Source organism: Roseivirga seohaensis, from assembly GCF_001592945.1.
Classification (GTDB): domain Bacteria; phylum Bacteroidota; class Bacteroidia; order Cytophagales; family Cyclobacteriaceae; genus Roseivirga; species Roseivirga seohaensis.
Window position 1 is genome coordinate 28392 of record NZ_LRPB01000002.1, and the last position, 22972, is coordinate 51363.

23 protein-coding genes are annotated in these 22972 nt (G+C 39.8%); 10 read left to right on the forward strand and 13 right to left on the reverse strand.

Annotated elements, in window-relative coordinates; genetic code table 11:
• Positions 1–3 precede the first annotated feature (3 nt).
• From AWW67_RS01150 to AWW67_RS01165, 4 genes are all read right to left on the reverse strand, one after another.
• Positions 4–1002, reverse strand: coding sequence for a 4-hydroxyproline epimerase (locus tag AWW67_RS01150; protein WP_062299645.1), 999 nt, complete (start codon positions 1000–1002; stop codon positions 4–6).
• A 56-nt stretch (positions 1003–1058) separates the two neighbouring features.
• The gene (locus AWW67_RS01155; protein ID WP_176699976.1) at positions 1059–2123 is read right to left on the reverse strand and encodes a BF3164 family lipoprotein; all 1065 of its coding nucleotides are present in this window, start codon (positions 2121–2123) and stop codon (positions 1059–1061) included.
• A 101-nt stretch (positions 2124–2224) separates the two neighbouring features.
• Complete coding sequence (locus AWW67_RS01160; RefSeq protein ID WP_062299648.1) at positions 2225–3793, reverse strand: aldehyde dehydrogenase (NADP(+)); 1569 nt, start codon at positions 3791–3793, stop codon at positions 2225–2227.
• A gap of 36 nt (positions 3794–3829) precedes the next feature.
• Positions 3830–4744, reverse strand: a complete 915-nt coding sequence (locus AWW67_RS01165) for a dihydrodipicolinate synthase family protein (protein ID WP_062299827.1) — start codon at positions 4742–4744, stop codon at positions 3830–3832.
• Positions 4745–4869: 125 nt separating this feature from the next.
• Between AWW67_RS01165 and AWW67_RS01170 the strand changes: the two genes are divergently transcribed.
• On the forward strand, positions 4870–5718 hold the full coding sequence (locus AWW67_RS01170; protein WP_062299649.1) for a helix-turn-helix domain-containing protein: 849 nt from the start codon (positions 4870–4872) through the stop codon (positions 5716–5718).
• 7 nt (positions 5719–5725) lie between these two features.
• On the opposite strand, the gene AWW67_RS01175 is transcribed toward AWW67_RS01170, so the two are convergent.
• The 6 genes from AWW67_RS01175 to AWW67_RS01200 form a co-directional block, all read right to left on the reverse strand.
• Entirely contained in the window at positions 5726–7279 is a 1554-nt protein-coding gene (locus tag AWW67_RS01175) for a hypothetical protein (protein WP_062299651.1), read from the reverse strand.
• A gap of 12 nt (positions 7280–7291) precedes the next feature.
• A complete protein-coding gene (locus tag AWW67_RS01180) occupies positions 7292–8620 on the reverse strand; it encodes an FAD-dependent oxidoreductase (RefSeq protein WP_062299652.1) in 1329 nt (442 codons plus the stop codon).
• Positions 8621–8631: 11 nt separating this feature from the next.
• Entirely contained in the window at positions 8632–9900 is a 1269-nt protein-coding gene (gene kynU, locus AWW67_RS01185) for a kynureninase (protein ID WP_062299654.1), read from the reverse strand.
• A complete protein-coding gene (locus AWW67_RS01190; protein ID WP_260311207.1) occupies positions 9900–10394 on the reverse strand; it encodes a methylated-DNA--[protein]-cysteine S-methyltransferase in 495 nt (164 codons plus the stop codon). The genes kynU and AWW67_RS01190 overlap by 1 nt, the downstream gene beginning before the upstream one ends.
• A gap of 3 nt (positions 10395–10397) precedes the next feature.
• Positions 10398–11411, reverse strand: a complete 1014-nt coding sequence (locus AWW67_RS01195; RefSeq protein ID WP_260311208.1) for an amidohydrolase family protein — start codon at positions 11409–11411, stop codon at positions 10398–10400.
• Between the two features lie 62 nt (positions 11412–11473).
• Complete coding sequence (locus tag AWW67_RS01200; RefSeq protein WP_062299657.1) at positions 11474–12007, reverse strand: 3-hydroxyanthranilate 3,4-dioxygenase; 534 nt, start codon at positions 12005–12007, stop codon at positions 11474–11476.
• An 88-nt stretch (positions 12008–12095) separates the two neighbouring features.
• On the opposite strand from AWW67_RS01200, the gene AWW67_RS01205 reads away from it, so the two are divergent.
• Together AWW67_RS01205 and AWW67_RS01210 are read left to right on the forward strand one after the other, a co-directional pair.
• On the forward strand, positions 12096–12884 hold the full coding sequence (locus AWW67_RS01205; RefSeq protein ID WP_062299659.1) for an SDR family oxidoreductase: 789 nt from the start codon (positions 12096–12098) through the stop codon (positions 12882–12884).
• Positions 12885–12893: 9 nt separating this feature from the next.
• Entirely contained in the window at positions 12894–14339 is a 1446-nt protein-coding gene (locus tag AWW67_RS01210) for an aldehyde dehydrogenase (RefSeq protein WP_062299661.1), read from the forward strand.
• Between the two features lie 370 nt (positions 14340–14709).
• Here AWW67_RS01210 and AWW67_RS01215 read toward each other — a convergent pair whose 3' ends face one another.
• Positions 14710–15441: a carbon-nitrogen hydrolase family protein gene (locus tag AWW67_RS01215; protein ID WP_062299663.1), complete on the reverse strand. Its 732-nt coding sequence runs from the start codon at positions 15439–15441 to the stop codon at positions 14710–14712.
• Positions 15442–15561: 120 nt separating this feature from the next.
• Here AWW67_RS01215 and trxA point away from each other — a divergent pair, with 120 nt between their 5' ends.
• The 6 genes from trxA to AWW67_RS01250 all read left to right on the forward strand — a co-directional run bounded on the left by trxA (position 15562) and on the right by AWW67_RS01250 (position 19706).
• Complete coding sequence (gene trxA / locus AWW67_RS01220) at positions 15562–15861, forward strand: thioredoxin (protein ID WP_053224999.1); 300 nt, start codon at positions 15562–15564, stop codon at positions 15859–15861.
• Positions 15862–16179: 318 nt separating this feature from the next.
• The gene (locus tag AWW67_RS01225) at positions 16180–17337 is read left to right on the forward strand and encodes a fatty acid desaturase family protein (RefSeq protein WP_082793947.1); all 1158 of its coding nucleotides are present in this window, start codon (positions 16180–16182) and stop codon (positions 17335–17337) included.
• A 145-nt stretch (positions 17338–17482) separates the two neighbouring features.
• Positions 17483–17971, forward strand: coding sequence for a GNAT family N-acetyltransferase (locus tag AWW67_RS01230; RefSeq protein ID WP_062299665.1), 489 nt, complete (start codon positions 17483–17485; stop codon positions 17969–17971).
• A 161-nt stretch (positions 17972–18132) separates the two neighbouring features.
• Positions 18133–18594 (forward strand): hypothetical protein, encoded by a 462-nt coding sequence (locus AWW67_RS01235; RefSeq protein ID WP_141655348.1) that lies wholly within the window; start codon positions 18133–18135, stop codon positions 18592–18594.
• 466 nt (positions 18595–19060) lie between these two features.
• A complete protein-coding gene (locus AWW67_RS01245) occupies positions 19061–19297 on the forward strand; it encodes a hypothetical protein (RefSeq protein WP_062299670.1) in 237 nt (78 codons plus the stop codon).
• A gap of 151 nt (positions 19298–19448) precedes the next feature.
• Positions 19449–19706 carry a hypothetical protein gene (locus AWW67_RS01250; protein WP_141655349.1) on the forward strand — a complete coding sequence of 86 codons (258 nt, stop codon included), beginning with the start codon at positions 19449–19451 and terminating at the stop codon, positions 19704–19706.
• A gap of 245 nt (positions 19707–19951) precedes the next feature.
• Here AWW67_RS01250 and AWW67_RS01255 read toward each other — a convergent pair whose 3' ends face one another.
• Complete coding sequence (locus AWW67_RS01255; protein WP_062299674.1) at positions 19952–20464, reverse strand: hypothetical protein; 513 nt, start codon at positions 20462–20464, stop codon at positions 19952–19954.
• A gap of 357 nt (positions 20465–20821) precedes the next feature.
• Here AWW67_RS01255 and AWW67_RS01260 point away from each other — a divergent pair, with 357 nt between their 5' ends.
• Positions 20822–21244, forward strand: coding sequence for a hypothetical protein (locus tag AWW67_RS01260; RefSeq protein WP_062299676.1), 423 nt, complete (start codon positions 20822–20824; stop codon positions 21242–21244).
• A gap of 19 nt (positions 21245–21263) precedes the next feature.
• On the opposite strand, the gene AWW67_RS01265 is transcribed toward AWW67_RS01260, so the two are convergent.
• Positions 21264–22883, reverse strand: coding sequence for a class I SAM-dependent methyltransferase (locus AWW67_RS01265; protein WP_062299678.1), 1620 nt, complete (start codon positions 22881–22883; stop codon positions 21264–21266).
• Positions 22884–22972 lie beyond the last annotated feature (89 nt).

Sequence of the window (22972 nt, forward strand, 5' to 3'; positions counted from 1 at the left end):
TGTCTAAATCATCTGAAAACCATAGGCGTATGGATCTTCGTCATCAATTACTATTGTATTGTATCCCGTAATTCTAGCCCAGCCTTCAATGCTCGGAATAATACCCGAATACGCGCCTAATTTAACTACATCTTCGACTTTTCCAGTAAACTGACTGCCAATAATACTTTCGTGAACGAACTGATCGCCTTTTTGAAGTTTTCCTTTGGCCGCCCATTGCGCCATTCGTGCCGAAGTGCCTGTGCCACAAGGAGATCGGTCGATAGCTTTGTCTCCATAAAATACTGCGTTTCTCGCTGTAGAGTTCGGTTGAAGCGTTGCTCCCGTCCAAAGTACATGGCTTAGGCCGCCTATGGTGTCATTTTCTGGGTGACTGAAGCTGTGTTCAGCGTTGATGCGTTCTCTAATCTTCAAACTCCAACCAATCAATTGCATGGCGGTATAATCGGCCATGTCTCGGTAATTTTCTTGGGGGTCGACAATGGCGTAATAATTTCCACCATAGGCCACATCTACCTTGAGTATTCCTAGATCAGGGCATTCAACTTCGATGTTTTCTTTCGCCAAATAAGCGGGTACGTTGGTCAGCTTTACCGAAGTTACCCTTTTCCCTTCTTGCTGATATTCAATTTTCACCAGACCTGCTGGAGTTTCTAACCTCAAGTGCCCAGGTATTTTAGGTTGAACCAAACCCTCTTCAATCATAATCGTCACCGTACCTATAGTGCCATGACCGCACATGGGCAAGCAACCACTGGTTTCGATGAACAGTACTCCTATGTCATTTGAAGGGTCAGATGGCGGATAAAGAATACTCCCGGACATCATATCGTGTCCGCGTGGCTCAAACATTAAGCCTTTGCGAATCCAGTCGAATTCTCTGAGGAAATGCTGTCGCTTTTCACTCATATTGGCACCGTCTAGAATTGGGCCGCCCCCAGCTACCAGTCTAACTGGATTACCGCAAGTATGGGCATCGATGCAGAAAAAACGCTTGTTCATATTAGTTTAATGAAATAAGGAATGAATGGATTAGTGAAAGAATAGTAAGGTTGGTTTTATTTAAATTTTGGAAGTTCATATCTAAAAATGGAATTCTCTTTCTCTGGGTGAGAGAAGTATAGATAACTCGAATTTGGGGTTACGGCAAATTGTCGCATCCAGTCATCGAGTTTAAGTTTAGCCAAGGCATTTCCTTGAAAATCAAATACGTGAATTTCATTTCCCGAATGATTAATATGCTGAGGCTCGTTATTTTCACTATAAGAAATTTCCTTTTTATGATAGCCAGCAAATATATATTCATTACTAATTTCCATATCGTAGTAATAAATAATCCCATTGGTTTTTATCGGACGGCCTTCTGAATCCACAATTAAATCTGCTATTGGGGCTTCTTCAGTTTTCATAAGTACTTCGGTACTTTGATATTCTTTTAGATCAATGACCCTAATAAGCGGAATCTTTTCGTAAGCAATCGCTATTTTGGAATGATCTCTGGATATTTTCATATAAGAGTTCAACCAATGTGCCATTTCAAAAGGAGTAGCTTCAATATTGATGGGTGGAAATTGATGAGCGTAATCAATTTTTTTATTTACGAAATCAAACGTGATAAACTGGCTGTCTTCAGAGGTTTGATTTAAGCCAATTACCGTAGAGTCATTAAGAAGAGAGCCTTCATTTAACGGCATCATCACGCCAGCCAACTGATGACGCTGAGTTTCATCCAATGTAGATGTTGCTACCCTTTTGTTATTACTGTCCTTTTGAATCGAAACTTGGATGGTTCTGATGCTTTTTCTGTCCACCATAGACAGAACATTGCCTTCGTAAACTCGAAATCCATTTTGATAGGGGTAGAAAAACTCATTTGGGCCCTCTCCTTCACTTCCAAACCCACCTAAATATTCTAAAGTCTGGTTGTCGAATATTTTCACCACCTCATCTCCCTTATATAAAAGAGTAAATAAAAGACTGTCGGTAGCAGCCATTTCAGTAACAATAAATAGATCGACTTCAATAGGGATTTCCTCTAAGTCATTGGCTACAATGAACTCATTTGGGAAGGTTTGGTATTCCGCAATATCTTCTCTTTTGTTACACGAAAATGTAGTTAACAAGATTATTGCAATGAAGAATTTTTCTAGTATGCTCCTAATTGCTGAATGGCTTATCAAGCTACGAATTGTCCCTTTCATATGGTCATGAATAAATCAGCTCATTATCTCCTTAATTCTTTATCTACCTTTCTCCAAATCCCCATCGGATTCCCTACTTTCAATTCGGCAGGCAACATTTGATCTGGCCAGTTTTGGTAACAAATAGATCGGGTAAAACGGTAAATGGCATCCGTACCCACCGAAGTATACTTTCCATTGGTGCTGGCAGGGAATGGGCCTCCGTGATGCATGGCTGGACAAACTTCAACCCCAGTTGGCATTCCATTAAAGAGGATTCTGCCTACTTTTTGAGCAAGCATGTCTATGGTTTCAGCATTTTCCGTCATGTCACTTTTGGTGGCCAATAATGTGCCCGTCAATTGCCCTTGAAGTGATTGAGCTACTTGCTTCATTTCACTTTCATTTTCGCAGACGACTAGTAATGTAAATGGCCCAAAAATCTCTTCGTGTAGTTTTGTGTTTTTTAGAAATTCAGAAGCAGGAACACTCGCAGTTAAACCTTGCCCACGATTGTCTTCAGTTTCTATAGCATTACCGCTTAATGTCACTCCTTTTTGTTCCAACAGCGCTTTTCTATTCGCATAATAGCTTTTTGCGATACCCTCATTCAACATTGTGGAAGGCGCGGTTTCGGCCAATGCTTGTGAAAGTGCAGATGAAAAAGCTTCTAATTCTGGCGATTGAATTCCCACCAATAAACCAGGATTGGTACAGAACTGGCCTACGCCCATGGTTACCGACCCAGCCACCATTTTCCCCAAATCGGCTGGACTTTCTTTTAGTTTGTTCGGGAAAATAAATGTTGGGTTGATGCTCCCCATTTCTGCATAAACTGGAATCGGTTCGTCTCTGCGGTTGGCCAAATCGAAAAGGGCTTTTCCTCCTCTAAACGAACCCGTAAAACCTACCGCCTTGATTTGCGGATGTTTTACCAATTGTTGCCCCACAGGAATTCCACCATTTACCATAGAGAAAACTCCCTCGGGCATTCCTGTTTTTTGCGCAGCTTTCAAAATCGCTTGCGACACCATTTCGTTGGTGCCCAAATGTGATTCGTGTGCTTTTACAATTACTGGGTTTCCAGCGGCCAAAGCAGAAGCGGTATCTCCACCAGCCGTTGAAAAGGCCAACGGAAAATTACTCGCGCCAAAAATGGCGACAGGGCCAATGGCGACTTCCATTTTTCGCAAATCAGGCTTTGGCACTGGTGCTCTGTCTGGAATTGCAGTATCGATGGTGGCATTTACCCATGAGCCTTCGCGCACCAAATTGGCAAACATCTTCAACTGATTACAGGTACGACCTCTTTCTCCTTGAATTCTACCTTCTGGCAAACCTGATTCTCCGCAAGCGCGCTCTACTAAAGCATCGCCTAAAGCCATGATTTCATCCGCTATTGCATCAAGGAAATCGGCTTTTTTGCTCGGTGCTATGCTTTTGTAAACTTGAAAAGCTTGTGTTGCTTTGGCTACCGCGTCATCAATTTCGGAGCTGGTAGCCACCGAAAACGATTCAGGGAAAGCCTCGCCATTGGCAGGGTTGTGTGCAAAGAGTTGTTCTGTGCCTTCTTTCGAAGAGGTTGATCCTATAAAATTTGTTCCTTTAATCATGTTGTGTTTTTTGCTGCGCGAATAATTGACTTCAATTTACAAATTCAAATAGTCAGGCAATTCAGGACGGGTTTTAATTCCTGTTTCGATAATCTGTAGTACGTGCTTTCTTTCTGCGCCTGAAAGGGCAAGTCTTGGCGCACGAACATTTTCGGTACCAATACCAGTGGCTACTTCTGCCAGCTTAATGTTTTGCACCAATTTAGCATTAATGTCGAGCTCTAATAGCGGCAAGAACCAACGGTAGATTTTCAAAGCTTCTTCATGCCTTCCAGCTTTCTGAAGTCTGTAAATGGCCACGGTTTCTTTTGGGAAAGCGCAAACCAAGCCTGCTACCCATCCATTGGCACCCATAAATATGCTTTCTAATGCTAAGGTGTCCACGCCAGAAAGAATTTTGAAACGATCGCCAAAACGATTGATCATTCTGGTGATGTTTGAAATATCGCGGGTGGATTCTTTTACGGCTTGAATGTTTTCGCACTCGGCCAGTTGCTCGAACATGTCTAAAGTCACCTCGATTTTATAATCTATCGGGTTGTTATACACCATAATAGGCAAATCGGTAGATTTGGCGACTGCTTTATAATAAGTAACCGTTTCGTGATCGTCAGCTTTGTAGCGCATCGGAGGCAGCATCATTAAGCCGCTAGCTCCGTTCTGTTGGGCTTTTTCCGCAGCAATAATGGCGGCTTTCGTGGTTTGTTCCGCAATGTTCATAATCACAGGGACTTTGCCTGCTACCATGTCCACAGTGGAGCTTACCAAAGTATCCTTTTCGTCTTCCATGAGTGAACTGGCTTCGCCCAATGTGCCACCTAAAATAATGCCGTCAACACCAGCGGCCAATTGCGCTTGGATGTTGGTTTCAAACATTTTTAAATCAAGTTTATCGTCATCTGTAAACTTTGTGGTTACCGCTGGGTAAACGCCTTGCCATGCTACTTTCATCGTGTTGTTTTTTTTGGCTAAGGTAAGGGCTTGGCTTATGGTCAACTTTGCGGAAATTCACCAATACTAATATTATATTTGCTAGATAATGAATAGTAGTTTTTTATTCGGCTTAAATCATACAGGTGAAAGTACTTCCTTTTAAAATTCCTAAAACCGAAGCGTCATCCATCTACTTACAAATTGATGAAGAACAGTATTTCTATGATATGCTGCACCAGCATCCTGAAATACAGATTACATGGATTATTTCAGGGGAAGGAACGCTGATTCATGGCGATCATTTGGGGAGTTTTAAAGCGGGGCAAGTCTTTGTGATGGGCTCCAATGTGCCTCACGTTTTTCGTTGCGACAAAAAGTATTACGAACAGGAAATGCGGGTTTTGTCGAAGTCTATTTTCTTTCGTGCCGAACATTTGAGAGAAACTTCAAAGCTATTTCCAGAAATCAGAGAATTGCTCCAGTTTATTCAGAATGCGGAAAGAGGCATTCGGGTGAAGGATGATTTTTCAACCCAGATGATAAACGCTTTTGAAAAGGTATTTGAAACGAATGGCTTAAAGCGATTGAATTCATTTTTTGAACTGCTCCATTTGTTTGGGAACGAAGAAAGCATTGCCTACCTGAACGAGTTGCCTCAAAAATCAGTGAAAGAGGCAGAAGGAAGGCGACTGGATGATATCTTCCGCTTTACCCTAGAAAACTTTGGTAGACGCATTACTCTGGAAGAAGTAGCTGAAGTGGCCAATATGAACAAGGCCTCTTTTTGCCGCTATTTCAAGCAGCACACCCGTAAAACCTATATTGATTTTCTAAATGATTACCGGATTGGTCAAGCCTGCAAACTCCTGCTTAATAAGGACAATACCGTTTCTCAAGTCTGCTACGAATCAGGCTTTAGCAACCTCTCCAACTTCAATCGAAAATTTAAAGAAGTAATAGGGAAAACGCCAAGGGAGCATAGGGGGAGTTGATTTCTACTTATGTGATTAACATAATAGATTTCTCTTCGAAACGGATAAGACTCTTGTTTTCTGCTTTTAATTCATTTTCTGTGTCGTTAATAAACTTCTCAATGATTGATGTTGAAACTGTTTGTTCATTAAATAATACGGCTTCGTGAATCTGACTCTCATTAACATTAAGACGAAACGTTTTTTCATTTTGATGAATGCAATTGCCAGAGGCAGAAATTAAAACCCCGAGCTTAGTTAAACCAATCGTTACCCCCAAGAATATTACTATTGTGTACTCCTTATCCTTAGGGATTATTTGTTCTGAGGTAAAATCAAAAACAAACAGTGCATGATTCGTACTTTGAAGATTAGGGATTTTCAAAACTTGATTTCTATGACTATAAATAGATTTAAGAGAAAAAGTATGGCTTGTAGGTAAATGTGTACGATCAAAAATCTCGGTAAGAGATTGTGTTGCATTTACAAATTCATTAACATCTTCTCCCCAGACAATGCTGGGGCTAGGAATAACCAGATTAAAAGGTTTTTTGCCTTCAATTGTAAATAGTACATCATTAGTTGTACCGAGTATTGTGATTAGATTAGCGAGATTTTGAATCTGAAATAATGGCAATAGGTCTTCATTGTTTAATAAGGGCTCGAATTTTAGTGTATAGTCTTTCAGATAGATGTACAAATCAAACAATGCACAACTAACTTTCATTTTACCAGAATCATTGATATCAGAAAATACTGATGTCATAACTTCAATATCAAACCAGATCTTTTGTTTGCCAGATTTAAAACAAGCTTGATACTTTTTTTTCGGCAGGTGCTTGAACTTTAGTACAGTTTGATCTTTATTTCTTTCATACTTTAATATTGGGATGCCAAAGCGTTCATCCCAAACTTTCATTTTGAAAAAATCTACTTCATATTCTTTGGAAAGAGATATGTCTTCTAGTTTTTTAATGGCCTTTTTTTCAATTGTTATGTCCATACGGTGGCCATATTTCTCATACCCGAGAGTATTTATTAATCCATCTTTCCATTTTCTATATTCCTTCATCCCCTTAGGGATATACTTATGAATGGCTACATTTAAACCAACTGAATTAGCCGGTTCTATAATTTCTTTGATACTGTATCTCACAGAAATTTTAGTTTTATGCAGTTTGACCAGAGGTTTTAGCGAGAGTTTTCTTAATTTTTTTAAAGTTTTCTCGATTAAGGGTCTACCAAAATGGACTACATATATTTCTTGGACGTTTTCTTTTCCGTTATAATGCATAAAAACGAAAAAGGCTGGATCTGGAAATTCAAGGAATCTCTTTAGGTTAGAAACTTTTACTTGACAGTTTTTTTCGTTTAGGTCGGTAGATTTGACTTGAACAAGACACCTGGTTGTAATTGGGGCTTGATCATGAGGAGCTTCATATTGAGTGTTGAAAGGGAATTCCAATAAGAAATCCCATCCAGTTTTATCATATTTGGCTTTGTTAGGGCTAACTCCTAAATGATGGCATAGTCTTTCTAGCTCCGATTCGCCTAGTTGTCCTAAGTCTCTATCAGTTTTCATTGGTTGAATTTTTCATAAAAACTTCAACCTCCCCACAATCTCCTCAAAATCCAGTTTTTCCCAAACCTCTTCAATATTCAGTTGGGCTAAAACTTGGTCCATAATGGCTTGTTGCTTTTTGCCTAGGGCATGAGCTTCTGAATAACGGAAATCGCTAAAAGTAACCATGGTATAGAGCGGTATCCATTTTTCTGGATAAAGTTCGTTCAGGCGCTTTTCAATTTTCTTTTGCAGCACAAACATTGGGTCGGCTACTTTGTCGCGCATTTCTATAAAGTTATAGAGCGCCAAATCGGCAATGGCGTTCCCGTCAGGAATTCGTAAAGCCTCATATTCCGCGAGTAGAGTAGCATTGATTGCTCCGTGCTTCTCTAGTAATTCATTAAAAACAAAGCAATCTTCAAAACCAGCATTCATGCCTTGGCCATAAAATGGCACTAGCGCATGGGCGGCATCGCCAATCAAAGCCGTATTTCCTTTTACCCAAGGTTTGCACCTCACGGTAATCAAGCTGGAAGTAGGGTTTTCGAAAAACTCGGTTTTCAATTCAGGAAGAAATGGAAGCGCATCTTTGAATTTACTTTCGAAGAATTGCTGAACATCCTCTTCTGTTTTTAGGGCTTCAAAAGATACTTTTCCTTCAAAAGGAAAGAAAAGGGTACAGGTAAAACTCTTGTCCAAATTTGGCAATGCAATGAGCATATATTCGCCTCGCGGCCAAATATGAAGTGCATTCGGGTCTAAAGCGAAATCGCCATTATTGGGCGGCATGGTCAGTTCTTTGTAACCAGCCGAAATATATTCTTGGGAGTAATTGAATCGATCCGTTTTTTGCATGGCCGAACGTAAAGCGGAAAATGCGCCATCAGCCCCGAAGAGAAAATCGGCACTTACCTTTTCGCCATTTTCAAAATGAGCGGTGGCAGTATCAAAATCTACTTCCTCACATTTATGATTGAAGCGAATTTCAACCCCATGCGCTTCAGCTTCGCTCATCAATAACTCATTCAAACCACCTCTGGAAACCGAATTAATAAACTGGCCTTCTTTTCCGTAAGGTTGAAAACTGAGGTTTCCTTCCAAATCATGAATCATTCTTCCGGGCATCGGAATGCAGCTTTCCTGTACTCTTTCTTTCAATCCAACGGCTTCCAGAGCTTTTAATCCACGTCTGCTTAAGGCGAGGTTGATGGAGCGTCCGCCTATGGTGCCCGCTTTGCGCATATCGCTTCTGCGTTCAAAAATGGTAACAGAATAGCCCTTCTTCGCTAAGAAAATGGAAAGCAATGAGCCTACAAGGCCGGCTCCCAAAATTGATACTTTTTGATTCTGGCTATTCATGTTTACATCATTTAGAGGTTTTTCTTTAGAATATGAGCAAACTGATACACGTCTTCATAACGGTTGTAAAGCGGAACTGGTGCAATGCGGATTACATTGGGTTCGCGCCAATCTGCAATCACTCCAGCGGCAGCAAGTGCATCAAAAAGCCTGCGGCCATCTTTGTGGAAGAAAATAGAGAGCTGACATCCGCGTTGCTCGGGGTCTGAAGGCGTGATGATTTCGAAAATACCAGAATCACCCGCAATGTCTTTGATCAAAAATTCAAGATAGCCCGTGAGTTTCAGGCTTTTCTTCCTTAGTTTTTCTATGCCTACTTCATCAAACAATTCTAAGGCGGCCAAATGAGATGCGGTAGAAATTACGTTTACATTGCTCAGTTGCCAACCGTCTGCACCAGGCATGGGCTGGAAACCCTTCTTCATTTTAAATCTTTCCTTTTCATTGTGACCCCACCAGCCCGCAAATCGGTCGAGTGAACTGTCGTTGGCGTATCGTTCGTGGACGAAAATTCCTGAAACGTTTCCTGGGCCAGAGTTTAAGTATTTGTAGGAACACCAAGTGGCGAAATCTACATTCCAGTCGTGCAATTGCAAAGGCACATTCCCAAAAGCATGCGCCAAGTCAAACCCAACTTTAGCACCCACTTTTTGACCTGCTTCAGTAATTGCCTTCATGTCGAATAACTGACCCGTGTAATATTGAATGCCACCAATAAGCACCAAGGCCAATTCATCACCCACTTCAGCTATTTTGCTTAAAATGTCTTCATTGCGCAGCGTATGCTCACCCATTCTCGGTTTGAGCTCAATCAGCGCTTCATCAGGGTTGAGTCCATGAAATTTAAGCTGTGTTTCAAACATGTATTGATCGGAAGGAAAAGCACCTGCTTCGCAAATGACCTTGTAGCGCGTTTTGGTAGGCTTGAAAAACGAAACCATCAGCAAATGGAGATTCACCGAAAGGTTATTCATAGAAACTACTTCGATGGGGTTTGCCCCAACAATTCTGGCCAAAGCATCTTTGCTGAATTTATGGTATTCCATCCAAGGCCTTTTGCTCGATGCAAAATGCCCTTCTACGCCCAAGGTTTCCCAACCTTTCATTTCTTCTTCAATATAAGTTCTGGCGGTTTTGGGCTGAAGGCCAAGTGAGTTTCCTGTAAAGTAATAGCTGTCTTTGCCATTCACTTTTGGAATATGAAAACGATTGCGGTAATCTCTTAACGGATCGTTTTTGTCTAAATACTGAGCGTATGCTAAAGTGTTTTCGAAATTCATTAAAATAAACTGGTTTGTGCCATTCCGGGCATGCTTTTTTCGTGTTTTAATAGCCAAGCTTTTTTGTCGAGGCCGCCTGCGTAGCCCGTCAAACTTCCATCTGAACCGATGACTCTGTGGCAAGGAATAATAATAGCAATTGGGTTTTTTCCATTGGCGGTTCCTACGGCCCTGATCTTTTTAATATCACCCAATTTAACAGCTTGCTTTGCATAAGTGCTCGTTACTCCAAAAGGAATGTCTTGCAAATTTTGCCAAACTTGTTGTTGGAAATCGGTGCCTTCTGGCGCTACAGGAATGTTGAATTGCTTGCGCTGCCCAACGAAATATTCGTGAAGCTGCTTTTTGCATTTACGCACGACCAATGGAATAATCCCTTCATTCTCTTCTCCTATTTCACCCACAAAAACCACCATCTTAATGGCGTTTGCGTCTCCCACTATTTTGATGGCGCCCAAGGGCGAATCCATGTACGTGATTGCTGTATTTTTCAATGCTTAGTTTAAAAATTGTTCTTTAGATAAATTTAACCACTCCAAAGTGGCGTTGCAGAAGATGTCTTCCACCACTTCATTTGACAGCCCCATTTCTTCAATAAAGGCACCAATTTCAAGGTCGCCTAAAGGGAAAGGGTAATCAGAACCAAGGGTGATTTTTTTAGAGCCCTGCATCTCTAAAATGTATTTCATCATTAATGGGTCGTGGGTGATGGAATCGACCCAAAACTTCCCAATGTATTCCCGAGGGTTTACGGTATTGTCAATCGCTACTAAATCTGGGCGGCAGTTAAAACCGTGCTCAATTCGTCCGATGGTTGGCAAGAATGAACCGCCTGCATGGGAAAAATTGAATCTGAGGTTAGGAAGTCGCTCCATTACGCCTCCAAAAATAAGTGAGCAAGCGGCTCTTGAGGTTTCAGCAGGCATACCCACCAACCAAGGCAGCCAGTAACGTTCAATGCTATGAAAGCCCATCATGTTCCAAGGGTGAATCATTACGGCCATGTCCAATTCTTCACAAGCTTTGAAGATTTGGAAGAAGCGTTCGCTGCTTAAGTTTTTGTCATTAATGTTCGACCCAATCTGAATGCCCGGCAGGTTCAATTCATGCTTACAACGGTGTAATTCCTGAATGGCCAAATCTTCATCCTGCATCGGGATAGTGGCCAGTCCGATGTAATTCTTAGGATATTCTCGACAGATATTGGCAATATGGTCATTCAAAAACCGACTGATTTCCAGACCGTCATGCGGCTGGGCATCATAAGAAAACATAACGGGAATAGTAGAAATGACCTGCACTTGTGTTCCAAACTGCGCGTATTCTTCCATTCTGATTTTTGGGTCCCAACAATTGGATTGGATTTCACGGAAGAATTTACTGCCTTTCATCATCATGGCGGCCCCCTCTTTGTGGTGGTGCAGATGAATGAAATCACCATAGCCAAACTTCTCTGTCCATTTGGGCAGATGTTCCGGAATGATGTGGGTGTGCATGTCTATCTTCAACATAAAGTGTATTGGTTATTAGTAATTAGTTATCAGGAGCCTGATCACTCTTAACTCATTTCCTCTTAACTATTTACGAACCTAGGATCCGTTTCCATTACATGGCCACAATTGTTGCAAGTTCTAAGCTCTTCAGAACCGTAGAACTCGCGGAAGCGCGGAAGAAAGTCTTTTTCAATATTGGTAAGTTTAAAATAGGTGTCGTGAAGTTTGTTGTTGCAGTTATCACAAAACCACATCAGTCCATCAGTATGCTCTGATTTTCTCACCCGTTCGATGACCAAGCCAATAGAACCTTCTGAACGCATAGGAGAATGAGGTACTTTGGCTGGATGTAAATACATGTCGCCAGCTTTCAAAGGAATGTCTACCGCTTTTCCATCTTCTTGAATTCTCACCGTAATTTCGCCTTCCAGCTGATAAAAAAGCTCTTCAGTTTCGTTGTAGTGGTAATCTTTTCGGGCATTTGGGCCGCCAACAATCATCACAATATAGTCGGTGCCTTCGGGGTAAAGGTTTTTATTTCCAACGGGTGGCTTTAGCAAGTCACGGTTTTCATCAATCCATTTTTGCAAGTTGAAAGGTCGTTTTACTCCCATGGTCAGTTCAATTTAGTTCTTGGCGAATTTAACGAAATTCGGGAAAGGCTAATTCCAATTTTGTAACTTTACTCAATACACAATTGCTATGAATTTAAATTTAAAAGGAAAACGAGCATTGGTTTGCGGAAGCACCCAAGGAATAGGTAAGGCCGTGGCCATAGAATTGGCAAATTTGGGCGCTAACGTTACCTTGCTAGCTAGAAATACTGAAAAACTCAATGAGGTAAAAGAGTCCCTCTTTTCCTCTGGTGGGCAGAATCATCAAACCCTTACTGCTGATTTTACTCAAGTTGATGCACTCAAAAAGATTATTGACGCCCATATAGCAGAGGGGAATGTATATCATATTCTGATCAATAACACGGGCGGCCCTGCTGGTGGCCCAGCTTTGAATGCTGATGTAGATGAATTTAGAAATGCCTTTGAGCAGCATTTGGTGTGTAATCACATATTGACCCAAGCTTTGGTGGATGGAATGAAACATCAGACTTACGGACGAATTATCAATATTATTTCTACCTCTGTAAAAATGCCGATTCCTGGTTTAGGTGTGTCGAATACCATTCGAGGTGCTGTGGCCAATTGGTCTAAAACTTTGGCGGGTGAGTTGGGTAAATATGGCATTACCGTAAATAATGTTTTACCAGGCGCCACTGCCACACAACGGCTTTCCTCTATTATTGAAAATAAAGCTAAAAAACTCGGAAAGAGTACTGAGGAAGTGGAAGAAGAAATGAAACGAGAAATCCCTGCACATCGTTTTGCAGATGCTTCAGAAATAGCGGCAGCAGTGGCCTTTTTAGCTACTCCAGCAGCAGGTTATATCAATGGAATTAATGTGCCAGTAGATGGTGGAAGAACAGGCTGCCTTTAAGTAGAAGCAATGGAAAGAATTCTGAATTATATCAATGGCGAATTGGTAGAGCCAATTTCTAAAAACTATTTAGATAACATCGATCCCTCCCGAGGAAAGGTGTATGGTGAAATTCCGGACTCCGATGAGCGTGATGTGCAATTGGCGACTCAAGCGGCTAAGGATGTCTTTCCAACATGGGCAGCAACTCCGCGAGAAGAGCGCTCACGTTTGATGCTCAAAGTAGCTGATTTGATTGATGCTAATTTAGAAAAGTTGGCCAAGGCAGAATCAAAAGACAATGGGAAGCCAGTGAAATTGGCTACTCGAGTAGATATTCCACGCGCTTCATCGAATTTTAGGTTTTTCGCCACTGCTATTCTTCATGAAAGTACTGAGGCCCATCAAACAGATGGACTTGCCTTTAATTATACAGAAAGGTCACCTTTAGGGGTTGCGGGCTGTATTTCGCCTTGGAACTTGCCTTTGTATTTGTTTACCTGGAAGATTGCTCCGGCCTTGGCTGCTGGTAATACGGTGGTGGCAAAGCCTTCGGAAATTACACCCATGACTGCCTTTTTGCTTTCAGAATTATGCATTGAAGCAGGCTTGCCTAAAGGGGTTTTAAATATTGTTCATGGTTTAGGGCCAAAAGTAGGGCAAGCCATTTCAGAACATCCCGATATTCCTTTGATTTCGTTTACCGGTGGAACAGCCACGGGAAAGCAAATTGCCGCCACAGCAGCTCCAATGTTTAAAAAACTATCGCTGGAACTAGGAGGGAAGAATCCTAATATCATCTTTGCCGATTGCAACTTTGAAGAAGCGCTTAAAACTACGGTTCATTCGAGCTTTGCCAACCAAGGTCAAATTTGCCTTTGCGGTTCTAGGGTCTTTATAGAACGGCCTATTTATGAAAAATTTAAACAGGCTTTAATTGCAAAAACGAACGCATTAAAAGTAGGCGATCCTGCTGATGAGTCTACTAACCTTGGGGCAGTAGTTTCAGAAGGCCATATGAAGAAAGTGCTTTCCTATATTGAATTGGCCAAGTCGGAAGGTGGAACTGTTTTAGCAGGAGGTAAACAAGTGGTTCTCGAAGGTGAACTTGCAGAAGGTTATTATATTCAACCTACTATTATCGAAGGGTTAAGTTTTGATTGTAGAACCAATCAAGAGGAAATTTTTGGTCCTGTAATTACCCTTACTCCTTTCGATACCGAAGAAGAAGTTTTAGCCATGGCCAATAGTACTCAGTATGGTTTGGCAGCTACCCTGTGGACAAGCAATTTGAACCGAGCGCATTCGGTATCTTCTCAACTCAATTCTGGTATTGTTTGGGTCAACTGTTGGCTGCTTCGCGACCTCAGAACACCCTTTGGAGGAGTCAAAAATAGTGGTGTTGGCAGAGAGGGCGGATGGGATGCATTGCAATTCTTCTCACAAAAGAAAAATGTATGTATTAAACTTCCGTAATAATGTATAGTGCAAAAGCTTGTATTTGAACAGCATTTCGCGATTGTTGATAAAATGTGCATAAGTTTTTGCCTTTATGTATAAGTTAAATTTTAATTAACAAAAAATCCTATTATGTTTGTTTAACTGTTGAGCAATTATAAGTGCTCAAAGTTTTGGTCGAGGAGAGGTTCAATCTTCTGTGGTTCGAATAAAATTCAAGAAGATATTAAGAAGAAACTATGTCTGCCTAAAGGTAGATTAAAGATAAGTCTGGGTATAGGAATCGTGAGATTCGCTATGAGTAGTTAGTTACCCAGGTGTTTAGGTGAAAGGGAGTCGCTCCAACGGGGGTGACTCTTTTTTTTGTGCCTATTCAAATAGTTTCGCGCTAGAATAGATGATGTTTTTCTGCAGTTTGACTGGCAGTATCAAAAATCAACAGACCTACATTTATATTATCCAGTTCACCTATTATGCCCCCTTCTTTGTTCCATACAGCGGTTTTGCCTGCGCATTCTGCTCCATCCGCCATTCCAATACAATTCGCCATTAATACACTCATGGAATAGCGCCTAGCTATATTGGCTAATTCAGTTTTAGCTTTGTTAATTCCGCTCTTGAATTTAGCTACGCTGGCTATGTAAATCTCAGATCCATTTTGAAAAGCCTTTTCAGCATGCTCAGGAATTGAAATTTCATAACAAATGGCCAATGCGATTTTTTGGCTATTAATCTGGAGTATCAATGAGTTATCGCCAGAAACGAAATAAGGCATTTCGTCTACATGCAAAAATCCTTTAGAGTAAACTTGAACGGATTGATTCGGTTGGAATAGAATCATACTAATAGTGATGCCTTGGCTAGTTTTAATCGGTGCGCCAACTCCAATGGTAATGTTTTTTTCGCTGCTGGCTTCTTGAAAGACAGTCAGTCGAGCATCGTCTTTTGAAATTGCTAGAGTATTGGCTAGGGTGGGTTCGTAACCTGTGAGTGAAAGCTCGGGAAATATGATAAGTTCTACGCCTTGTTCAATGGCCAATTGAATCAATTCAAGGTGCTGCTCAATATTCTTTACTATACTGCCTGTGAAGGGCTTTGTTTGGGCTAAACAAATTTTCATTTGGAGGAGTGAGTTTTTAAACCTGCTTCAATATAATGTTTCAGATCGTTCTTTCAGTACTTGGCCAGGGAACAAATCTTCAGAAAGAGGGGTTTTGAACATGGCAAAGGAAGCAATGTTATGAAAGGGAAGTTTGAAAGTTTAGTATCACAAGAAACTCCAGTATTGGTAGATTTTTATGCAGATTGGTGTGGGCCTTGTCAAGCTATGGCGCCAGTTTTGAAAGAGGTAGCAAAGGCTCACGAGGGGAAAGTTAAAATCATTAAAATTGATGTAGACAAAAACCAGCCTTTAGCACAAAAATTTGGAGTTAGGAGTATTCCCACTTTTATTCTTTTTAAAAACGGGGAAATGATCTGGCGAAAAGGGGGTATGATGACAAGTAGAGAGCTTTCCAACCTTATTTTGAAGGAAACTTAAACCTGAATCTTCTATCAATTTAGGTGTTTTAAACAATAAAGTAGTTTTGCTTAATTGTAAACGAAATCTAGTATAAACGCGATTATCTTAGTTTTAAATAAATATGTCGTTTTTAAGTGTATTTATTTTGAGCTGTATCCAATATTAATAATAGGGCTATTAGTCAGTTTTCATAAACGTGAACATGTTTTAATGTCTGTCATATGGTAGCTGACTGGTGAAAAATTCGTAGCTTAGGCGATAACCGTTGCTTCGGGAACTTAACTAACTATATTGTCCGACAACTCTCCCGTCCAGCCTAGAGATTAGAATTAGCCTATGAATCCAAATGCCTCAGAGCACAATACTGCCCATTCAAAAAAAAAGTTCCAGAAAGTAATCTTTGATAAATTTACCCAAGACGGTTTTCAAAAGGATGTCATTCAGAGAGTAGATCAGTATTTTACCTCAAACAATATATCTAAAACAGCTAATAGCCAAATGGTTTTTAAAACCATTTGGATTTTAATAGGCTGGATAGCTACCTATGCTTTAGTGATTTCAGGCTTGATAAGCCCAATTGGTATGTTCTTTTTGGCATTGGCACATGGCTTCTTTTCGGCCATGATCGGCTTAAACATAGCTCACGATGCAATTCATGGGTCTTATACCAAAAACCAAAAACTGAATGAGCGTTTGGGGCTAACATTTAACTTTATGGGAGCTAACGATTATGTATGGAAAATTAGCCACAACCTAGTGCACCATACATACACTAACATTCCCGATCACGATGGAGACATAGATCAACCGCCTATTTTGAGGCTTCAACCCAACCAAGATTTATGGTGGGTACACCGTTTTCAACATATTTATGCTTATTTCTTATACAGTCTGGCTACAGTATCGTGGGTGTTTGTAAAGGACTATGTCAAATTTTTTCAGCACCAATTAGGCGGACATTACCGAAAGACGTTCCCGAGAAAAGAGATTTTCCGTTTGTTTTTTTACAAAGCATTGTATTACACTGTGTTTTTGGTAATCCCTATTATCGTAATTGATTTGCCTTGGTACTGGGTTGTTTTTGGCTTTATCGCTGGTCATTTGTTAGAAGGCTTTACCGTGGCGGTAATTTTTATGTTGGCGCATATTATTGAAGGAACTTCTTTTCCAGAACCGAAGAAGGATGGGAAAATTGGAATGCCGTGGGCAGATTTGCAAATGCATACAACGGCAAATTTTGCCATTAAGAACAAAGTTGTAAACTACCTTTTCGGAGGTTTGAACTTCCAAATTGAACATCACCTCTTCCCCAAAATCTGTCACGTGCATTATCCTAAAATTGCTCAGATAGTGAAAGAGACAGCAAAGGAACATGACCTTCCTTATGTAGAGCACGAGACCTTCTTTGGTGCTGTAGCTTCTCATACGCGTTTTTTAAAGCAATTTGGCACCACCCCAAAGGGTGTTTTAGTGCCTAGAGTAGTGAATGCCTAAGCTTTAGATTAAAGAATTTTTGAACCCCGTTAGTCATTTTGGCTATCGGGTTTTTTTGTTTTCAATCAATGATTATCGATTCATTGAAAATTGATTTTGCTGGTCTACATTTGCTAAAATTATAATCCAATTAGCTCATTTTATTGTGGCCGAAGAATCCCCTAAACCAACTGCAGAAATCATTGATATTTCTGATGCCCCAGAGTTATTTTTTGAAATGCTTCCCGATGATTGGAAGTTAGAATTAGAATCGAACTGGGAAGAGTTTAGGCTATCGGTGAAGCTGTATGGAATTAAATTGAACGAAGAGCTAATTGGTGGGGGCTTGGTTTTTTCTGCCAATACCTCAGAAACAGATAGCTACCGTCCAATAGCTGAATACTATTTCGATAATGGATATTTATACATTGGTTACCTTTGGATAGCTGAGAATTTCAGAGGGAGAAACCTAGGTGATCTGTGGTTGAAATCCATTTTCGAAATGTATCCTAACAATCCATTTTGGCTCTCGATTGAAGATGCTGGGCTGGCTAAATTCTATTTGAAAAACGGATTCACGCTTGAAAGAGAAGTGATCTTTTCAGGAGGAAAGGATTGGATCTACATAAGGAAATCTGCTTCTGAAGTGATTTAATATCTTGTCCAAAAGCAGGAATCTCCAGCCTTTGTTGGAGTTGTGAGGCTGACCGAGAATGATTTTGATTCATAGAAAACTCAAACTGCTTCTCATACCTTAGGTATTCGGTGGATTTGTTTTGGGGTAGGAAAGAGATAAATTGGAGATTAAATGGTGCTATGATTTACTTATTGAATTACCATAGATATAAACCGGTAATGATTGTTGATGCGTCTAATAATTTTTTGGAACTAATTGACGACAGGAATTGGATTGATGATAATTATTTGTCGAATGAAAATAGGGGATGGTTTGGTTACTATTTTGGTAGAAGAGTTAGTTTCTATCGGGTAGATAGGAAGCTTTTTTTCTGTGCTAAGAATAAGATATTTGAATTAAATGACAGGTGTTTCTTCCTTCTGAAAGAGAGTAAAATCATTCCTAGATTGGTTAGACTTACCATTGGGGTTGAGGGCGAGTCGGATTTTCATTTCAACTTTTTGCCTAAGCGAAACCCATTTAAGTCGTTTGATAATACTATGGCTCAAGAACCTGAAGACTTAGATATTATACATCTTGTGAGATACATTTTATCAGACCAAGCTCGGAGGCATAGGTTTTCAAAAACAGGTTATTATTAGCGAATCACTTTTCAAGGTGCTCTATTGGCTAATATGAGTAAAGCAGTAATTATAGTTTTGAGTCGAATGTTATGGATAAGGCGAAAACATTTATAATTGTTTTTCTAATGATCTTTTTGATTGGGACTACTTTAACTTCAATTGATAAGAGAAAATTTAGAAGGGAGTTTTATAGAGCTGAATTCAGCGGGATAGTTTCATCTATTGAAATGGGTGATAGAGGGTCAGTTTTATTCCTTGAGAGACACTGTTGTGGGCTTGAATAAGGTTTCTTTTAATGAAACTGTGGATATTCAAGTAAATGACTCAATAGTCAAGTTGAAAGAAAAAATGACCGTGATAGTTTTTAAAAAGAAGTTGGGGCAATATTTTCTAAATCAAGAACTGGAGTTTAGTTACTAAGCTCTTTAGACCTTTTTAGGTAGGTAAATTAAAGGCTCAAAAATTATAGTACAGAAAGTCAACAATGGAAGCTTTAATACCAGAATTGGTGAAATATTTGGGAGCATTTGTGAAGTGGTTGATTTTGAAGGTTTTGTATTTTTTTAAGAGAGATAGTAGGTCGACTCCTACTATTAAAGAGCTGGTTAAGGATGCTAAGATGAAGAATGTATCTCCAAAATGGCTTGTGAATAGTTCTAATGTTTGGGTAGGGGTTTTAGTTATTGCACTCTTTATAATGATGGGTTTGACAATGGGTTAGTGTGGTCTTTCTTGCCTTTGTTCCAATAGGCAGTTGAAGTAAAAAGTTAGTACTTAAAAAGCCGAATGCTTTGTTGACAAAAACCTGATGTGGGTATTAGATGGAAGGCGGCTGATACATGAGAGAGTAGTCTATGGAACAATTATAATCTATGAGACGAATAAGGCTGTATATTTTCGCAATATTAATGGTATCCTCTGTACTGGTGATATGGCTTAACTCCCCGAATGATAGAGATCAAAGGGATGAGTTCTTTGAGTCGACTTTCCAAGGAGTAGTAATGGGGTTAGATGTAATGGGAAGAGGAGATTTGAAATGCTATTTTGAAGACACCTCCATTGTGGTCAATAGTATGTATTTTAATTCATATTTGGATATTCAGGCTGGAGATTCAATGGTTAAAAAATAGTAAAAGCCTTGTTTTATATGTGTATAGATTTGATGACTCAAGTTATGTTCTGATTCAAGAGCATATCTATGCGTGGTGATAGTTATCCGTACTTGTTGGAGTTGTCTCCAACAAGCTGAATAAGCTTAATGACAGCCTTTTCTTATCAACAGATAGCGTCCTTTAGTGTCAAAAGGGCAATGTCCTTGTGGTTTGTGGGTGAAAACACCCACAAAGGCAGTAAGACAAGACGGATGCGTGACGCATTAGTTTTTCTCGCCTTTGTTTTTCCACTTATTTGTTATCTCAACATCTAAATAAATTAGAGCAACATATAATTCAGAACAGATATTTAAGACTCTTTTAACTTCTTTCTCTTCTATAATATACTCTTTAGCATTAACCTTTTTGCTTCTATTAAACCCGTGCCATTGAAGCTTCGAAAAGTCTCTATTGTTAATATCATACCTTTTGTGGGCGACTCTATTACGAATAGAAATCACCTCTTCTAATTGCGTGAAGAAGTTAGGAAACTGTTCTAAAATTTGAGGATAGTATGAGTTCAGTATATATGATAAATATAATTGCTTTGTATGAAGCATTCCTTGAGAAACATCGAACATTTTTATGACATCTATAACCTTGTCTATTTCTTTTGTTGAGAAGAAACGACCAATACAAACATCAATTCTTAATTCAACTTCAATTACTTCTTGGATTATCTTACCTCTGAAATAAGCAGATATTTCATCAGGTTCTTTTAAGGTTATCTCTTTCATGTGTTGTTTGTTTAACCATGAAAGATAGAAACTTAGATCATATTAATATAATCTCACTTTATGAATTGAGTAGACCCCAAACTCGACCACAGATTCTTTCTTTCTTGTCTATGTCCAGTAGCTAGGAAAGTCAGGGTCTTCCGCCCTTGTTGGAGTTGTTTCCAACAAGCAGATGAGGCTTAATGACAGCCTTTTCTTACCCACAAATAGCGTCCTGGCTAGTGCTAAACGTTCACTATCCTAGGTGGTTTGCGGGTGACAACACCCACAAAGGCGAAAATAAAAGTAGCAACTCACTCGTGGGTTTGTTTTAGGTCAGGAATGAGATAAATTAGGAGTGTTTAACATGCGCTGAATATGACTTCAAAACCGACATGGGCTTTAATTATATCGGTTATCGTACTCTATGTTTTTGTCTACCTCACAGCCGATAGAAGTTCTCGGTTTTATCTAAATAATGTACTCTTTAGTGAGGATACAGTTCATGTTCAACTTTATGCGAATGGAGAGATGATTTTGGATGAGAACATTAAGCAAAACCATATTTCACACCGATTTAGCTATTCCTTCAAACAGTATTTGAATAAGACTAATGGGATTTCCTTAGAGGTTGTGCTACCAAAGTTAAACCAAAGGCAAAAATTTGAATTTAAGTCAGAGGAAAGTGATTTTGTGTTTATCACCTTTTCGGATGTAATCGAACCTTACAATGTTGATATGATTGTAGCACAAGGCCTTTCAAGTGAATCAGTAAAAAAGAGTATGATACCGGGGCTTTGAATGCCTCAGATTATTATGTCTAACCTTCCCCTTTAAAAAGATTTACCGTTACTGTCGCCAAGTTGGAGTTCGGGAATTTCCTGAATTTAGTAGGGTCTTGGTGTAAGCCCGCTTCGGCTAGTATTTTAACAAACACATCAACCTCAACGATGTATTGGTCAGAAAAACCATGTGTAGCATCATAGGCCGTGGCAGAAGTTCGGCCCAAGTTTTTCGCTACCAAATCAGGCGCAACCGTATGTAATTCGATCAATAACAAACCAAATTTTTCTACATAAGGTGTCCATTTGGTGAAGTGCTCTAATAGTGAGTCTTCCACCAAATTATTGTTGATGCGTTTTCCTACAAAAGCAAAAGCTCCTGTCGAATTACTGACCCTGTTTTTGTTAATGTGGGTTGGCATTTCCCAAATTCTGTTGTGGTCTAAGAAGGTTCTTACATTCAAAAGTTCACTAAGCTCAACTCCGTAATTTTCTTTTAGGTCTTTGGCCAATAATGCCGGTTGACCAATATCTCCCCAAATTACTTTTGCCCAGATATCCGCTTGAATTAGGTTGGCTTTGGTGATTTTTAATGCCGCTTCATTATAATCTACCCCAACCAAAATCAGTGGGTGTTCATCAAGCATTTTACCCCTTAGGGTTTGTTGCTCAATTACATCAAATAAGTGCTGAAGGAAGGCGCCATTTCCACAGCCCATGTCTAGAATTCCCTTTGGTTGCTGCTCAATAGGCTTGTTAAAAAGCTCGACAATGATTTCGTCAACCACTTTGAAATAACCCGAATGCGCGCCACCACTTCCCCATACATTCATGGCGCGGTCTACATGGTTTTCAGGCTCGCCTGGTTTGATTTCTTTGAGTATTTTTGGGTTACCGAAAATCAGGTCTTCTAACTTTCTGAACGTAGGAATGTAGGATACGGTAACGCCATAGGCACTTGCCCTTTTGGCATAAAAGAGACCTGTTTCGGTGAATTCGTAATTACCATTGACTTCTGTAAACCAGCCTAAATAGGTGAAAATATCTAGAAGTTTCTTAAAGTTTTTAGTGTCTTTATGAAATTCTTCAGGTCTGAATTTGGCCTCCATAAAGTACTTATGGAACATGCCGTTCATGCTCATGTGAACAATACTTGGCCCGATCAAAATACCTTCAATATGAACAAGTATTTGTTCTTGAACAGCTTTTTCTGTTGCGTTCTCAGAAAAGCTGATGTCGTAATTCTGCTTAAAATTGTCGAAAATCTTCTCCAGCAATCGGAATGGTTCTACCTCAAATTTTCTAGGATGAAAGTTCTCTGAAAACTTCAAAAGCTCAACCACTTCTTTGTATAGGTCGATATATGGAAATGCTAAAACTCCTTTTTCGGTAATGGAGTAGCTGATTTCATCTTTGGCATTATTCACCGTTTGGGTTAACCAGCCTTGCGAAGCTAAAAGCCGAAGCCCAACATTCAAATAGCCTTCGTTTGCTTTGAACTCTTGGGTGAGTTTTTCCAGCGATGCTTCTTTATGCTCCAGTAGATATTGAAGAACTCCTTTTTGCTTTAAAGCATAAGCCGTTGGAGCAGTGCCAATACCATCTAAATGTTGAAATAATCTGCTGCGTAGTTGATTCTGAGATTCTTTAGAGAGCATAGTTGAAGCGTTTTTTGCGTAAGCCAAGATACATTTCTATCTGTATTTTGTGTGCTTTGATAAAACTTTATTTCTATCGTTCAGGTCTG

Excerpts from the sequence above, each read along its gene's own strand:
- AWW67_RS01210 (WP_062299661.1), top strand. The coding sequence starts at position 12,894 with ATGGAAAGAATTCTGAATTATATCAATGGCGAATTGGTAGAGCCAATT.
- AWW67_RS01180 (WP_062299652.1), bottom strand. The coding sequence starts at position 8,620 with ATGAATAGCCAGAATCAAAAAGTATCAATTTTGGGAGCCGGCCTTGTA.
- AWW67_RS01250 (WP_141655349.1), top strand. The coding sequence starts at position 19,449 with ATGAGACGAATAAGGCTGTATATTTTCGCAATATTAATGGTATCCTCT.
- AWW67_RS01215 (WP_062299663.1), bottom strand. The coding sequence starts at position 15,441 with ATGAAAATTTGTTTAGCCCAAACAAAGCCCTTCACAGGCAGTATAGTA.
- kynU (WP_062299654.1), bottom strand. The coding sequence starts at position 9,900 with ATGAATTTCGAAAACACTTTAGCATACGCTCAGTATTTAGACAAAAAC.
- AWW67_RS01265 (WP_062299678.1), bottom strand. The coding sequence starts at position 22,883 with ATGCTCTCTAAAGAATCTCAGAATCAACTACGCAGCAGATTATTTCAA.
- AWW67_RS01200 (WP_062299657.1), bottom strand. The coding sequence starts at position 12,007 with ATGGGAGTAAAACGACCTTTCAACTTGCAAAAATGGATTGATGAAAAC.
- AWW67_RS01235 (WP_141655348.1), top strand. The coding sequence starts at position 18,133 with ATGATTTACTTATTGAATTACCATAGATATAAACCGGTAATGATTGTT.
- trxA (WP_053224999.1), top strand. The coding sequence starts at position 15,562 with ATGAAAGGGAAGTTTGAAAGTTTAGTATCACAAGAAACTCCAGTATTG.
- AWW67_RS01255 (WP_062299674.1), bottom strand. The coding sequence starts at position 20,464 with ATGAAAGAGATAACCTTAAAAGAACCTGATGAAATATCTGCTTATTTC.
- AWW67_RS01205 (WP_062299659.1), top strand. The coding sequence starts at position 12,096 with ATGAATTTAAATTTAAAAGGAAAACGAGCATTGGTTTGCGGAAGCACC.
- AWW67_RS01165 (WP_062299827.1), bottom strand. The coding sequence starts at position 4,744 with ATGAAAGTAGCATGGCAAGGCGTTTACCCAGCGGTAACCACAAAGTTT.
- AWW67_RS01245 (WP_062299670.1), top strand. The coding sequence starts at position 19,061 with ATGGAAGCTTTAATACCAGAATTGGTGAAATATTTGGGAGCATTTGTG.
- AWW67_RS01260 (WP_062299676.1), top strand. The coding sequence starts at position 20,822 with ATGACTTCAAAACCGACATGGGCTTTAATTATATCGGTTATCGTACTC.
- AWW67_RS01225 (WP_082793947.1), top strand. The coding sequence starts at position 16,180 with ATGAATCCAAATGCCTCAGAGCACAATACTGCCCATTCAAAAAAAAAG.
- AWW67_RS01175 (WP_062299651.1), bottom strand. The coding sequence starts at position 7,279 with ATGAAAACTGATAGAGACTTAGGACAACTAGGCGAATCGGAGCTAGAA.
- AWW67_RS01195 (WP_260311208.1), bottom strand. The coding sequence starts at position 11,411 with ATGTTGAAGATAGACATGCACACCCACATCATTCCGGAACATCTGCCC.
- AWW67_RS01150 (WP_062299645.1), bottom strand. The coding sequence starts at position 1,002 with ATGAACAAGCGTTTTTTCTGCATCGATGCCCATACTTGCGGTAATCCA.
- AWW67_RS01160 (WP_062299648.1), bottom strand. The coding sequence starts at position 3,793 with ATGATTAAAGGAACAAATTTTATAGGATCAACCTCTTCGAAAGAAGGC.